Origin of the sequence: Kiloniella majae (genome assembly GCF_002118315.1) — a bacterium.
In the GTDB taxonomy this organism is placed as follows: Bacteria; Pseudomonadota; Alphaproteobacteria; order Kiloniellales; family Kiloniellaceae; genus Kiloniella; species Kiloniella majae.
On the sequence record NZ_MTSZ01000002.1, the window covers coordinates 460,066 to 473,756 of the forward strand.

Below are 13,691 nucleotides of genomic sequence, written 5' to 3' on the forward strand. Positions count from 1 at the left end.
TTACTTACCTGTCATTAACCATTTATCTTTACCTTGAAATACACACACAGATCTATATTAGGCCTATCTATGATAGAAGGCCGTATATCGACAATATCAGATGAGGGTCGTGATTATCACTCACCCACAGGAGAATTTATGCCATACGTATCACGATCAGATGATGGAAAAATTGCAGGTATCCATCAGGAACAAACCGACACCGCAAACGAGTTTTTAGAATCAGATAATCCCGAACTTGTTTCCTTTCTCACGCAAATCGGACAACAACAAGACGGCAAACAGGGAGAGATACATCAAGAGCTCGCAGCCTCTGACCTCGAGATGATACGCGTACTTGAAGATCTGATTACGACTCTGATTGACAAAAGAGTCCTCATGATGACTGATTTGCCAAAAGCAGCCCAAAGAAAACTATCAAAGCGCTATGCATTGCGAAGTAAATTAACCGACCTCGGTGGCATTGTCGGGCAAAATGAAGAAATCATGCTACCATAGGCTTACTCCAACCAACTATTCGCTCGGATCAAATACGACGCACTATACTAGCAACCACTTGGCTTCCTCTTATTGAGGTTTACGAAAGACTAATATAATAAGAGAAATATGCCTAAACCCATTTTTCCAGTGAACTTTGCAGACCAAGCCCCTAAAGCTCGGATCGTGCAGTACAACAAAAAGCGCTATTCCATACGATTAGAGCCTGTTTTCTGGCGTGCCCTGGAAATGGTTGCAAGCGATCATGACCTAAAGGTTGGAAAGTTTATTGGCAAACTGGAAACGATCTATCAAGGTCCAAATTTCTCTTCGTTCCTGCGAGTTTTTTGCATGATATCTGCAGAGCGTCATTTAGCGGCAGCAGAAGCAGATACAAACAAAGACACACTCTTATCCATCATCAATGCAAGCCCCAGCCCTGCCGCCCTCATCGCACAGGATATGACGATAATATCAAGCAACAATGCTTTTTATAATTGGATTGGCGAAGACAAATACGCCCTGGAAGGCTCAAGCATCAACAAACTTTTTCAGTTACGAACAAGAGGGCTGCTTCAGGACAATCTGAAAGAACTCCTAACGGCACAGATAGAACACATCGATGCGCGCATAATAAGAATGATACCCGGAAAAGTAATCACCGCCCAAGCCAGAATGGTGCGCGCAAATCTTTTTAATCAAAAAAAGCAACATCTCGTTATCTGGATTGCAAGCGCCCCACGCGTAGCCTCACCCAGACCAAGCTAGACCATGTGCTCGATAATCTTCAGTATTAATTTAAGAGTAAAAAAATTGGCGCCCGTATTTAGAGCTCAATCATTCCGCAACAGAAAATTACATTCCCGTCTGGATCGTAACTTCACCTTCGCTATATAGCGTCAATCCGCTGGCGAAGTTGTATACATTCAGCCCCGTCACATCCACACCAGAAGCGGTTACGTGAGAACTTGCAACACCACTGGAAATTAACAATTCCCCAGCTTCCAGATGTACTTGGTTCCCCTCACCCGCAAATAGAACAACAGCTCCAGATTCATCAGGTAGAAGGTCGTCAAGATGAAGAGAAACAACTTCTATTTGATCATCATAAGCTGCCTCAAATGCAGAATAGAAGTAATCGTCTGAAACCAAAGGCTCCAGATTATTCTTCACGGCACCAACAGCCGTATGATCTTTAATGTTGGTACTCATTTCTACTCGCAAGCTAATATAGATACAAATTCGTATCTCTCATTCTGCTATATATAGCATTTATTTAAAATAACAACTTACTTTTGCCACACAAAGAACAAAATCTAAGACATCAAGATTAACACACAGACTTTATGATTGACCCACACAAAGGAAAAGGCGACATGGCCGTTTTTCCATTAAAAGATTCAATCACAAAAAAGGGCGCCAAAGGCGCCCTTTTGAATTCATATCTCAAGAGAGATTAATCAATTAGGCCATCTGCCCAAGATTCGTGCTCAACATTTGCCTGCTCTGGTGCTTGAACACCAAGGCTAGCCATCAGTTGACCACTAAGAGCAAGAATACGGTATGAAGCAAGCTGCTCATTCGTCATCGCAGAAATCAGCTGACCGCGTGAAGTAAACAGTTCATTTTCGGCATCTAGAACATCAAGCAATGTACGCTGTGCAACATCGAACTGATCACGATAAGAGTCACGTGTTTCTGTGTTATACTGAACGGAAGTTGCCAAGTCAGTAACAGATTGACGATTTGCTTCCAGTGCGAACCATGACTGACGCATTTCGCGCTGCGCATCAACAACAGAACTATAACGCTGGTTCTTACTTTCTGACAGACGCGCCAGAGCTTCTTGTCTTGCGGCACGATCAATACCACCACGGAAAAGGTTCCAGCGCAGACGAAGCATTACAGAATTATTTTGCTCATATGAACCTGGTGTCGCATCAAACTCATCGCGATGCTCGCTTGAAGCTTCCAAGTTTACTGTTGGATAGAAAGGAACTTCAGAAAGTTCAACATCCGCCTCGGCAGTACGAACATCAGCTTCGAAAATACGAATTGTTGGGTTGCTGTTTACAGCCAAATCAACGGCCTCATCCAAGCCACCTGGCAACTCAGTCGCAAATGCTTCTGGAGTATTCAGATCTTCAGGGAAGTGACCAACGATACGTGTGTAGTTAGCTTCCGCATCACGCAAATCATTATAAGTCGTGGTCAAAGTGTTTCTGGCACGTGCAGCACGAGCTTCTGATTGAGAAACATCTGCACGGCTTCCGCCACCACCAGCAAGACGTTCTTGCAAGTTACCAACGATATCAATGTGAATTTGTAGGTTATTTTTAGCCAGTTCAAGCAATTCACGCTGTCTCAGAACCTCTAGATACGCGCCAATAGCATCAAGAGCAAGGAACTCGGCGTTTTCACGAACACGGTTAGCAGCAGATTCAACTCGCGCTTTTTCACGTTCAACTGTCGCGCCAGCTTCAAAGCCGTCAAAAATGCGTTGCTGAACTGTGAGAGAAACATCTGTTGGGTTAATGACATCATGCTTACCAGTACCACCAGCTGCACGTGACGTAGAGTCATCGTTACTTTCGATACCTGCACCAGCAGACAAATCAATCTGAGGAAGGTAGAGGCCACGAGCCTGACGCAGCTCTTCGTCAACAGCTTCACGATTATGAGCGACAACCCCGATATCCGGGTTTGTGGCAAGAGCCTGAGTAATAGCTTCCTGCAATGTAACTGCGTGAGCAGAAGACATGGCTGGCACAGCAAGCGCACTCGCAAGAAGTACGGTTTTAAAGCTTACTGCCAAAGTTTTACCAAACTGGCGCATTGGTATTTTTCCCCCGATGCTTCCCTGTGTTCATTGTCGAATCACAGGCAAAATAAAATGACTATTCAGAACCAACAAATAGAATACTGTGCTCCTTTTACAATTCACTGGTCTTGAATGTCAAGAATCCAATAGCGAATACGGCTATTTAAGTAAGCCTGTTGCAAAAAAACCACATACGCATTTTTTACTCATAAAACATCTGCGGATCAGACCTAACCTGAAGCACAAAAGATATAAGCAAAAAACCTTTGTTCGGGGCAGAACTTATCTTAAAAGCCAAACACCTTCAAGTTTCAATTGTGGATTTTCATTTATTTTTCACATCTTATCCGTGCTTTTTATGCGCAAAGGACTCTTTCGATAAATACATTTGGCCAAAACAGAGCAAAAGGATCTAGCTTCAAAGCATAAACGCCCCCTTTCTAATCTATTAAAAAACTTCTTCAGACAATACCTATGCTAAATAGCATTAGATGTTGAAGAAATCAGAATTCATAAGATTAGAGTAACAAGCCGAACGTACCAACCCACAGACGTGGATATTCGTTCTCTTAATTAAGTTAATACTTGTATTACAATGGGAAATTTTAAAATGGTGCCCAGAGGTGGATTTGAACCACCGACACGCGGATTTTCAGTCCGCTGCTCTACCAACTGAGCTATCTGGGCACCGTGGGCTTGCCAAACTCGTTGGCCGCCGATGAAGGGCTTATAGAAAATGATTGAGGTTCTGTCCAGCCCTATTACAAAGAAAATGTAAAAAAAGAGTTTTTTGTTATATTTTCAAACTCTTAATCACACAATTTCGTCATCATCAACACTTCCGACAGGGCGCTCGTCGGTCGGAATCCGATAGCCACCATCAAGCCATCGATTCAAATCAACATCAGCACAGCGCTTTGAGCAAAATGGTTTGTAATTCTCGGCCATCTCTCCGCGACATACAGGGCATATTAATTTGCTAATTTTTTTCTCGGTACTCACGTTTTTCTTAGACATTTTCTTTCACATACAATTTTTATTCAAACACAACGACATCATCAGAAGTCCAAACAGAACTTTCATGTAAGCTAATTTTTGTCCCCGTCTTCTCCTCAACATACGGTAATGCAGTACAAGAGCCCAGAAACTCTACAACACGGTGCGAGGCAACAATCCGTGTTTTCGGTTTTGATTGATGAATACTATCCGACCAAAGTTGCCTTAAGACGCCCATTCCATTCATAAAGGGGGCTTTCTCGTGCCCCAGCCCGCCAATACCAACAGGCGAAAGCAACAGATCTTGCAAACTTAATCCCGCTCTCTTTCTCGTCAACTCCTGTATGCCTGTCATATAAAGCGGCAGCAATTTGTGTCCGACACAATCTTCTTTGAGGATTACCTTAAACCTTGCCTGCAGATTCTTTCGATGATCAGCAGACTTCATATAGGGAAAATCAATGATAATTCGGCCAGCGACATTCCTTAACTTGATTTGCCGACAAATTTCTTCTGCAGCTTCAAGATTAAGTTGATAATGCAGCATCTCAGATCCACCATTATGCTGCATAGTTCCTTTATTTACATCAATAGCCGTAAGCGTTCTTCCCTGCTCAAAGAGCAAGCTACCACCAGAAGGCAGGCTAACCTCCACCTGAATTAACTGCTCAATCTGCTCTTCAATACCTGCATACTCGAAAAGATCAGGCCTTTCCGCTAAGTGCTTAACAGTGGGTCTTCCTTCTTTCCATTCAGACAAATAGCTTTTGATCTCTTGTGCAATTCGGGCATCTGTTACATGAATACAGTCAATTTCACGTTTCTGCCTTAAAATCCATTCGCGTAATCGGTCTGCCGTTTTCAACGCCTTTACACTCGCGGGAAGGTCATCCTTTATTCTCGCCTTTACCCGAACCCCTTTGTCATCAAAAGCCTCTCTTACAGCTTCGACACAGAGATAATTTCCTTCGCTAATTTTATCACCAAGAGTCTTGGGAACATCCTGCAAAGGCAGAAATCCATGTTGCGCTAATCCTATATCAACAAAAGCGGCCCCTAATCCTCGGTCAATTGCCGTAATGCGACCAACATATTGATTCCCCACTATTTGGGGTTTATCAGCACGAATAATCAAAAGATCTTCCAGACGATCCTCTTCCAGACGTGCCGCACGGATCAAACCCGGTAAAAAATCTATATAAATCTCATTGCTCATGAAGCGTCAGAACCCATTTCCAACCAGCATGTTCGTGACCTCAGGCAAAGATAACCCAACAACATTTGTGTAAGAACCGCTTATCCAGGGGATTAATGCCGATGCCCCCCCCTGAATAGCATAGCCCCCTGCTTTCCCCTGCCAATCTCCAGAAGCAATATATGCATCAATTTCACTTTGGTGCAGGCGTTTGAATTTTACAGCAGTTGTTACAACCTTTTTTCTAACCTCTCCATTCGGAAGTACGAGAACATGCCCGGTCAAAACCCGATGTCGTCGGCCAGAGAGTAACGACAGACAATCTCGCGCATCAATCTCGTCCTCTGCCTTGGGTAAAATGCGTCGGCCAACAGCAACAACCGTATCTGCGGCCAAAACAAAGGCATCTTCATGTCTGGTTGAAACCAACGCAGCTTTTTCAAAAGAAATCCGCTTGGCGTAATCAATTGGCAGTTCACGGTTTTTGGGCGTTTCATCAATATCCGCAGGCTCAATGACATCAGGTTTCAAACCTAATTGTTCAAGTAAATCACGTCGGCGAGGCGACCCGGATGCAAGCACAAAAGGAGCTGAAGACTGTCGTATGATAAGATTCATCAATTAACCATTTCATTCAAAAAAACACAGAACAAAGCTCTACCACTCCAAAACACAGTGGGAGGATTGTTCTTGTGAACTACACCTTTGCTAGATAGCAAAATTCCTGACCGCAAACAACGACCTTCCCCAAACATGGGTAATGACGTAGCCCCCCAAAAAAACTTTACTGATGAAAGGGAAATGTTAAGCTTTCTTATAAATGATCTGTCATTAGTTTTGTTTGTTATTCCAAGGGGGGAAGGAAGCGACAAGTATGGTCGTTCGCTTTGCATCCATTTTACTCATTATACTGACACTTGGCTTCCCGGCAAAAGCTGAGAAGCTTGTTCTCGCCTGTAACGAATGGAAGCCGTTGGTCGATGCAACGAAAACAAACCAAGGCCTTTTTGTCGATATCTTGAAGACAGCGGGAAAGCGCGTTGGCTATGATATAGAACATCAAATACTTCCCTGGAATCGCTTAATTACCCTCACCAAAATCGGTGAAATAGACGGTATTTCCTGCTCTACCTTCGTTGCAGAGCACCAAAGCTGGATTACATATACCCAGCAGGCATTCTGGGTTACAGAAGTTGGATTATTTGTTCGCAAAGATAGCAACATAGAACTCAGTCAACTGATTGACTTAAAGCAATATACTTTTGGCGCACTCAAAGGTGGCTCTTACACAAAAGTGTTACAAGGCCTGATCGACGATGACATCAAGCTCATTCCCTATCCCCGTGAAGTTAACGGTATGAAGATGCTGATTGAGGAACGTTTTGATATCCTGTTCACCGGAAACGTTCTCGGAAACTACATCTTGCAAACCAAAAATCTCGATCACGCTGACAAGATCGTTTATCTGGAAACCTTATTTTTGGAAGATATTCACCCCGCAATCAGCACAACTCGTTTGGATGCGTCTCTTATCACAGAACGCCTGAGCGAAGGCTATAAGCTCATAAAAGCCGATGGAACACTCGAAAAACTATTTAAGAAACATAACCTCTATCCCACATCTTACAATGTGAAACTAACAAACTAATGCTATAGATTAGGCTTAAGATCGAGCGTAAATCTTGTTTCTATTTTCTTTTTTAAAAAATCTCTCACCTGACGATAAGATTCCAATCTTGTTTCCCGGCTGCCCTCTATTAATGTTGGGTCAAACGTGTGCCAGAATTCAACATCACAAGCCATCGTTCGCGTCATTTCAACAGCAGAGTGCTGTGCCTCTGGCGAAAGACTGATTATCAGGTCGAAGGAACTATCTTCCAGATCAGTAAAGTTTTTGGCGCGATGCTTTGAAATATCAATGCCAATTTCATCCATCACCTCAATAACGAAGCCATCAATTTCCTGAGACCGCACTCCAACAGAGTCCACAAAGACCTTGTGTCCAAGCAAGTGCTTTAAAATTCCTTCTGCCATTGGCGATCGCACAGCATTATGTGTACAGGCAATAAGAACGGCGTCGGGTAGATCGCTCAACTCAACGCCCCCTGACGTGGTGCAAAGCACAAATCAGTGTAAAGAGACGACGGGCAGTATTGAAATCCATTTCAATTTTGCCCTCCAATCTCTGCTGTAAAATTTCAGACCCTTCGTTATGTAACCCACGACGCCCCATATCAATGGCCTCAATCTTCATGGGGCTGGCCATTTTGATAGCCTCAAAGTATGTCTGACAGACCGAAAAATAATCCTTGATGACCCGCCGTAATGGCGTCAGAGAGAGAATATGCTCACACAAAAACGCTCCCCCTTCTCTATCAATCCTGAATCTTAGGCGATTTTCAACGATGGCCAAATCCAGAATATAAGGCCCGGCTTCAGACCCGAAAGGTAAAAAGTGGTTCTGTTCCAAAATGTCATAGATCGCAATGGCGCGCTCTTTTTCCACATCAGGTGAGCTTCTCGCCAATGATGTCTCATCTAAATTGATATGGGAAAGATAGTGACATGACTTCTGCCCGTCCTGTTCCATCTTCAGCCCCCAAAACATCTAAAAATCAAATGACATTGTCACCGGCAATAATGACATCCAGTGACCTACATACTATGCAAGCGTAATAGGAAACCAACGGAAGAGTAAAGAGGTAAAGCCCCGATCTGAAACAGAATAACCCGATTTGCACTTTATCTTTTAATGCAAATCGGGTTAGGTCTTTTCGAGTCAGGTTAAAAAGAAGATTTAATCTTCTAGGCGCAGAGACACAGATAAAGCGTGCGCTGTAAGCCCCTCTTCCTTCGCAAGGGTTACAGCCGCAGGGCCAATTGCTTTTAAGCTCTGTGCATCACAAGAAATCAAAGATGTCCGCTTCATAAAATCAAGTACAGACAATCCTGATGAGAAACGTGCAGACCTCGCTGTCGGCAGAACATGATTAGGTCCCGCCACATAATCACCAATTACCTCTGCTGTATGACGACCAAGGAACATCGCACCGGCATTTCTGATCTTGTCCGCTAACACCTGTGGTTCATCAACCGCAATCTCAAGATGTTCCGGGGCAATTCTATCCGTCAAGACAACAGACTCTTCAAGATCATCAACAAGAATAATCGCCCCATGATCTTGCCAGCTTTTTCCAGCAATTTCACTTCTGGATAGCGCCTGCAAGTGGATATCTACAGCTTGTTTTACAGCTTCCGCAAAGCTGACATCATCTGTAATCAGAATGGATTGCGCTGCTGTATCATGTTCAGCCTGAGCCAGAAGATCTGCCGCAATCCAACGAGGGTCATTTTTACCGTCAGCAATAATCAGAATTTCTGACGGGCCAGCGATCATATCTATACCAACAGTACCAAACACCTGCTTTTTAGCTGCAGCTACGTAAGCATTGCCAGGACCAACAATAATATCAACCGGATTTATCGTATCTGTACCATAGGCCAAAGCCCCAACGGCCTGTGCACCTCCGATGCGATATATTTCATCAACCCCAGCAATAGAAGCCGCTGCAAGAACCAATGGGTTCAAAACACCATCAGGTGAAGGAACAACCATTACCAATCGTTCAACACCGGCCACCTTGGCTGGAAGAGCATTCATCAATACAGATGACGGATAACTCGCCAATCCACCGGGAACATAAAGCCCCGCAGCTTGAACCGCAGTCCAACGGTGACCCAGCTGAACACCAACTTCATCCGTATATTGTAAATCTTCTGGTTTCTGGCGAGCATGATAGTCCGTAATCCGGTTCGCCGCCAGCTCAAGTGCTTTGATAGATTCAGGAGCACATGCCGCGACGGCTTCTTCGATTTCAGCACCAGAAACACGCATTGAATCTACATCTAACTCAAGGCGGTCAAACCGTTTGGTGTAATCAAAAAGAGCCTGATCTCCCCGACGCTTCACATCAGCTAAAATTTCGGCAACAGCATCATTTACATCAGATGAAACTTCACGCTTAGAAGACAAAAGATCAACAAATTGGCCTTCAAAGTCGGTAGAGTTAGCCTTGAGTTCACTTGGCATTGACTGCCTCCTGAAAGCTGCGAACCCAGTGATTAATTTCATCAGGTCGAGTTTTAAGAGCAGCGCGATTTACAATAAACCGGGATGAGACATCGGAAATCTGTTCGATTTCAGCCAAGCCATTTGCCTTCAGCGTAGCTCCGGAAGAAACCAGATCAACAATACGACGACACAGGCCAAGGTTTGGTGCCAGTTCCATAGCGCCATTTAACTTGATGCACTCCGCCTGTACACCACGGGCAGAAAAGTGCTTTTTGGTTATATTTGGATATTTCGTTGCAACGCGAATGTGGCTCCACTGCGAAGGATCCTCGTTTTCCAACAACGTCGTCGGCGCAGCCACAGACATGCGGCAGTGCCCGATATCCAGATCAACAGGTGCGTATATTTCAGGATAGTCAAACTCCATAATAACATCGCTACCTGCCACCCCGAGATGAGCCGCACCAAAAGCAACAAATGTCGGCACATCAAAGCTGCGTACTCTGATGAGTTCCAAATAGTCAACATTGGTTGCAAAACGTAATTGGCGGCACTTGTCATCAAAAAATGACTCTTCGGGGACAACCCCTGCACTTTTCATCAGGGGGAGTAGTTCTTTAAGAATACGTCCCTTAGGGACAGCCAGGACCATCGGTTCGATCTTGGGCATAATATTAATCCGTTTTCTTTTAAGGCCAGAGGATAAAACTCTCTATAGGCCTGAATAATCTTTTACTTGTTCTCTATCACGCTTCTTCCGGGGAGCGCGTACCCTCTGAATGCTCTTGTTCGTGCCCAGTTTTCGGCCCAGTATTTGATCCAGCATTCGTATCCTGCTCTTTGGCTTCATCATCAACGCCATGACGAGGCTGATAGAGCGTTGGCCATGGCTCACTAATATCGTCCATATGGCAACGAATTTGAGACACCACCAAACGAATTGCGGCACCACCAGAAAAATGGAGCGTAATGTAACCGGGTATCGCTGCAACTGTCAGCAGGTTGAGAATTTCATCTTTGTTTTTTAGATCAACACCTTTGGTTTGAACAGATTTTACCTTGTCAAAACAAAGTCCCGTGTTAACCCGATGAAAAGTTGGCAAATCCTCAACGTCTTCAAAGGGCACATCGTCCTGCTCCGCCTGTCCTGCCGGTGTATCAGGTGCAGATAAAGCACGCTCGCGCAACTCTTGCGGCAACATTTCCCAACAAAAGCGGTTAACGACCAACACAAACCGTTTCTCTTCGCGCAAATAGGCTACATCACACAGAGGAGCCAGGGAATCCTGAAGTAAGCCCGAGAGTGTACGAATGTCCTCGGCGTCACGCGCTCTGATCTTCAGTCTTTTTCCCTCAGTCATATCTTCAAATTCCCAACTGATTCCTATTCAGGCGTCACTCGCCCTTGATACGTTCGATATCGGCACCACAGGCAGCGAGCTTATCTTCAACACGCTCATAACCTCTATCGAGATGATAAACACGGTTTAACACAGTTTCACCATCAGCAACCAGTCCTGCCATAATCAGAGAAAAACTTGCTCTCAGATCAGTTGCCATTACCTCAGCTCCGGTCAATTTCGCTTGACCTCTGACCAATGCAGAAGAACCGTGCACCGTGATATTCGCACCCATTCGGCATAATTCTGGTACATGCATAAAACGATTTTCAAAAATCGTCTCGGTAATCATCGATGCCCCATCCGCAGTGGACATCAAGGCCATTGTCTGCGCCTGTAAATCTGTTGGATACCCCGGGTAAGGCTCTGTCATAATATCAGCACCCGTGACGCGCTCCCCTGAACAGCGCGCAACCATACCGTTATCAAGCTCTTCGATACTTACACCCGCATGGGCAAGTTGATCGATCATGGAACGAAGGTGTTCAGGCCTCGCACCAACGAGTTCCAGTTCCCCCCCTGTCATCGCCGCAGCCATAGCATAGGTGCCGGTCTCAATACGGTCTGGCACAACAGTATGCGTATAGCCATGCAGACGATCAACACCTTCAATCGTTATCGTATCGGTTCCAGCACCCTGAATTTTAGCGCCCATTCCCATCAGGCACTCTGCAAGATCAACAACTTCCGGCTCGCGCGCTGCATTAATCATACGCGTTGTGCCTTTTGCCAACACCGCAGCCATCATGATGTTTTCTGTCGCACCGACAGATACTTTCGGGAACATCACTTCACCACCAATCAAACCTTTTGGTGCTTTGGCGTGGACATACCCTTCTTTAAGTTCAATTTCTGCGCCCAATTGCTCCATGCCCTGAAGATGCAAATCAACAGGACGAGAGCCAATTGCACAGCCCCCAGGCAATGAGACTTCCGCATGACCTTCACGGGCAAGCAAGGGACCAAGAACAAGGATAGACGCTCGCATTTTACGAACCAGTTCATAAGGAGCTTTCGTCGTCTCAATCGTCTTGGCATGCATTTCAAGAACACGCCCGGCACAGCCCTGACTTCCGGCGGAACCGTTCATGTGCAGTTCAACACCATGTTGCGCCAACAGGTTTGCAAGGGTCGTAATATCCGCCAGATGGGGAAGGTTTTTGAGTGTCAGAACTTCATCAGTCAACAAAGAAGCCGTCATCAACGGCAAGGCCGCGTTTTTGGCTCCTGAGATCCAGATTTTGCCTTTAAGCGGGTTACCACCGCGAATTTTTATCTTATCCATCGTACTTTACCGTTTCTGCCTGGTTATCAACTGTCAGACAGGACTATCCAAAGGCTTTGTTCAAATCGTGGCGCTGATTTGTTTAAAGGATCTCAATTCCCAAAATAAATCGTCTTGTTTCAGTTCGCTGCTCAGGCCGAAATATGCAAATGCCTAAGCTAATTTTCCTGCCCTTAAAGGCGAGCTCTATCACAAACGTGGCAGAGTAACGCCACGCTGCTTCATGTATTTACCTGCGCGATCTGCATAGGAAACATCGCAATCACCTTCGCCCTTCAAGAAGAGAAACTGACAAACCCCTTCGTTGGCATAGATTTTAGCAGGGAGCGGCGTTGTGTTTGAAAACTCCAATGTCACATGGCCTTCCCACTCTGGCTCCAGCGGTGTTACGTTGACGATGATACCGCAACGGGCGTAGGTCGATTTACCAAGGCATATAACCAGAACATCGCGTGGAATCCGGAAATATTCGACCGTGCGGGCCAGAGCAAAAGAGTTCGGTGGAATAATGCAGACATCATCATCTTTTTCTACAAAACTCTGATCAGAGAACTCTTTAGGATCGACAATGGCATTATGTACATTGGTAAAGATTTTGAACTCATTGGAAACCCGCGCATCATATCCATAAGAACTGACGCCGTAAGAGATAACTCCCTCACGTCTTTGTGCCTCAACATAAGGCTCAATCATGCCATGGTTTTCGGCCTGTTCTCGAATCCAAGTATCCGGCATAATTCCCACGGCATATCCTCCCAATGTTCACCGATTCCATTCTCTTGCGCGTCACTATCGCGCAAGGTCATAAGCCTTCTACTGTCTTCCGCCCCAAAGCTCAAGATTGAAGATAAGAAGAACAAAAGATTTGTCGTGATAATTCATCTAAAGATGTATAGGCAAATTCCGAAAGATCGCCCGTGTAAAGATCACTTGCATAAATTGACGATCTTAAAAACCAGCGCCAAATTATTTACGCTCTCGAAGCTGACCTTTCCTCTTTTTGAGGTTATCTCTCAGAGCCTTTGCTTCTCGTTCCAGTCTGATTTTGGTCCGTTGCGCCATTTCTTTTTCGGCATTTATGGACTTCTGGCTACGCTGCTTATTATCTGTAAGGCTCTCGCCTGCCGAATTTTCGGTCTTGTCTTGATCTGTCATGGCCGCAGATTGCAAAGTCTTGCCCCACAGGTCAAGCCTCAAGCCAGCAAAACGGCCAATTATCATTCCTGCTGACATTTGTTGTGCATTTAAGGGGATGACAAAATTTTATAAAAAGATAAAAATAGGGCTTGCATTAAAATGCGGGCAGAGGCATATAACGCCCGTCCAAGCGAGGCCGTGGTAGCTCAGTGGTAGAGCACGTCATTGGTAATGACGGGGTCGGCAGTTCAATTCTGCCTCACGGCACCATTTCAAAAAATATTCAGAACTTTTGTAAAAAGGTGTGT

At 45.0% G+C, this 13,691-nt stretch carries 16 protein-coding genes and 2 tRNA genes; 4 read left to right on the plus strand and 14 right to left on the minus strand.

The features are described 5' to 3' along the window. Positions 1-138 precede the first annotated feature (138 nt). Together BKB51_RS08265 and BKB51_RS08270 are read left to right on the plus strand one after the other, a co-directional pair. On the plus strand, positions 139-498 hold the full coding sequence (locus BKB51_RS08265) for a hypothetical protein (protein ID WP_085900614.1): 360 nt from the start codon (positions 139-141) through the stop codon (positions 496-498). Between the two features lie 108 nt (positions 499-606). Continuing rightward, entirely contained in the window at positions 607-1,245 is a 639-nt protein-coding gene (locus BKB51_RS08270) for a ribbon-helix-helix domain-containing protein (RefSeq protein ID WP_085900615.1), read from the plus strand. An 87-nt stretch (positions 1,246-1,332) separates the two neighbouring features. Here BKB51_RS08270 and BKB51_RS08275 read toward each other — a convergent pair whose 3' ends face one another. The 6 genes from BKB51_RS08275 to BKB51_RS08300 all read right to left on the minus strand — a co-directional run bounded on the left by BKB51_RS08275 (position 1,333) and on the right by BKB51_RS08300 (position 6,107). Further along, a complete protein-coding gene (locus tag BKB51_RS08275) occupies positions 1,333-1,689 on the minus strand; it encodes a hypothetical protein (RefSeq protein WP_085900616.1) in 357 nt (118 codons plus the stop codon). Positions 1,690-1,933: 244 nt separating this feature from the next. After that, positions 1,934-3,313, minus strand: coding sequence for a TolC family outer membrane protein (locus tag BKB51_RS08280; RefSeq protein ID WP_085900617.1), 1,380 nt, complete (start codon positions 3,311-3,313; stop codon positions 1,934-1,936). A 596-nt stretch (positions 3,314-3,909) separates the two neighbouring features. Next, a tRNA-Phe gene (locus BKB51_RS08285) sits at positions 3,910-3,985 on the minus strand. Between the two features lie 126 nt (positions 3,986-4,111). Beyond that, entirely contained in the window at positions 4,112-4,315 is a 204-nt protein-coding gene (locus tag BKB51_RS08290) for a DNA gyrase inhibitor YacG (RefSeq protein ID WP_085900618.1), read from the minus strand. Positions 4,316-4,334: 19 nt separating this feature from the next. Continuing rightward, positions 4,335-5,510, minus strand: a complete 1,176-nt coding sequence (locus tag BKB51_RS08295) for a ribonuclease E/G (RefSeq protein ID WP_085900619.1) — start codon at positions 5,508-5,510, stop codon at positions 4,335-4,337. 6 nt (positions 5,511-5,516) lie between these two features. After that, a complete protein-coding gene (locus BKB51_RS08300; RefSeq protein ID WP_085900620.1) occupies positions 5,517-6,107 on the minus strand; it encodes a Maf family protein in 591 nt (196 codons plus the stop codon). Positions 6,108-6,363: 256 nt separating this feature from the next. Between BKB51_RS08300 and BKB51_RS08305 the strand changes: the two genes are divergently transcribed. Beyond that, the gene (locus tag BKB51_RS08305) at positions 6,364-7,137 is read left to right on the plus strand and encodes a substrate-binding periplasmic protein (RefSeq protein WP_085900621.1); all 774 of its coding nucleotides are present in this window, start codon (positions 6,364-6,366) and stop codon (positions 7,135-7,137) included. 2 nt (positions 7,138-7,139) lie between these two features. Here BKB51_RS08305 and BKB51_RS08310 read toward each other — a convergent pair whose 3' ends face one another. The 8 genes from BKB51_RS08310 to BKB51_RS08345 form a co-directional block, all read right to left on the minus strand. Further along, complete coding sequence (locus BKB51_RS08310) at positions 7,140-7,583, minus strand: arsenate-mycothiol transferase ArsC (protein WP_085900622.1); 444 nt, start codon at positions 7,581-7,583, stop codon at positions 7,140-7,142. A 1-nt stretch (position 7,584) separates the two neighbouring features. Beyond that, entirely contained in the window at positions 7,585-8,079 is a 495-nt protein-coding gene (locus tag BKB51_RS08315; RefSeq protein WP_085900623.1) for a UPF0262 family protein, read from the minus strand. Positions 8,080-8,286: 207 nt separating this feature from the next. Next, entirely contained in the window at positions 8,287-9,579 is a 1,293-nt protein-coding gene (gene hisD / locus BKB51_RS08320) for a histidinol dehydrogenase (protein WP_085900624.1), read from the minus strand. Further along, positions 9,569-10,231: an ATP phosphoribosyltransferase gene (gene hisG, locus BKB51_RS08325; RefSeq protein WP_085900625.1), complete on the minus strand. Its 663-nt coding sequence runs from the start codon at positions 10,229-10,231 to the stop codon at positions 9,569-9,571. Before hisG ends, hisD begins: the two co-directional genes overlap by 11 nt. A gap of 76 nt (positions 10,232-10,307) precedes the next feature. Then, a complete protein-coding gene (locus BKB51_RS08330; protein ID WP_085900626.1) occupies positions 10,308-10,922 on the minus strand; it encodes a DUF2948 family protein in 615 nt (204 codons plus the stop codon). Between the two features lie 34 nt (positions 10,923-10,956). After that, positions 10,957-12,246 carry a UDP-N-acetylglucosamine 1-carboxyvinyltransferase gene (gene murA / locus BKB51_RS08335; RefSeq protein WP_085900627.1) on the minus strand — a complete coding sequence of 430 codons (1,290 nt, stop codon included), beginning with the start codon at positions 12,244-12,246 and terminating at the stop codon, positions 10,957-10,959. Positions 12,247-12,435: 189 nt separating this feature from the next. Then, a complete protein-coding gene (gene dcd / locus BKB51_RS08340; RefSeq protein WP_047764680.1) occupies positions 12,436-12,990 on the minus strand; it encodes a dCTP deaminase in 555 nt (184 codons plus the stop codon). A gap of 222 nt (positions 12,991-13,212) precedes the next feature. Next, positions 13,213-13,479, minus strand: a complete 267-nt coding sequence (locus tag BKB51_RS08345; protein WP_085900628.1) for a hypothetical protein — start codon at positions 13,477-13,479, stop codon at positions 13,213-13,215. Between the two features lie 99 nt (positions 13,480-13,578). Between BKB51_RS08345 and BKB51_RS08350 the strand changes: the two genes are divergently transcribed. Then, positions 13,579-13,653 (plus strand) — tRNA-Thr (locus BKB51_RS08350). Positions 13,654-13,691: the final 38 nt, after the last annotated feature.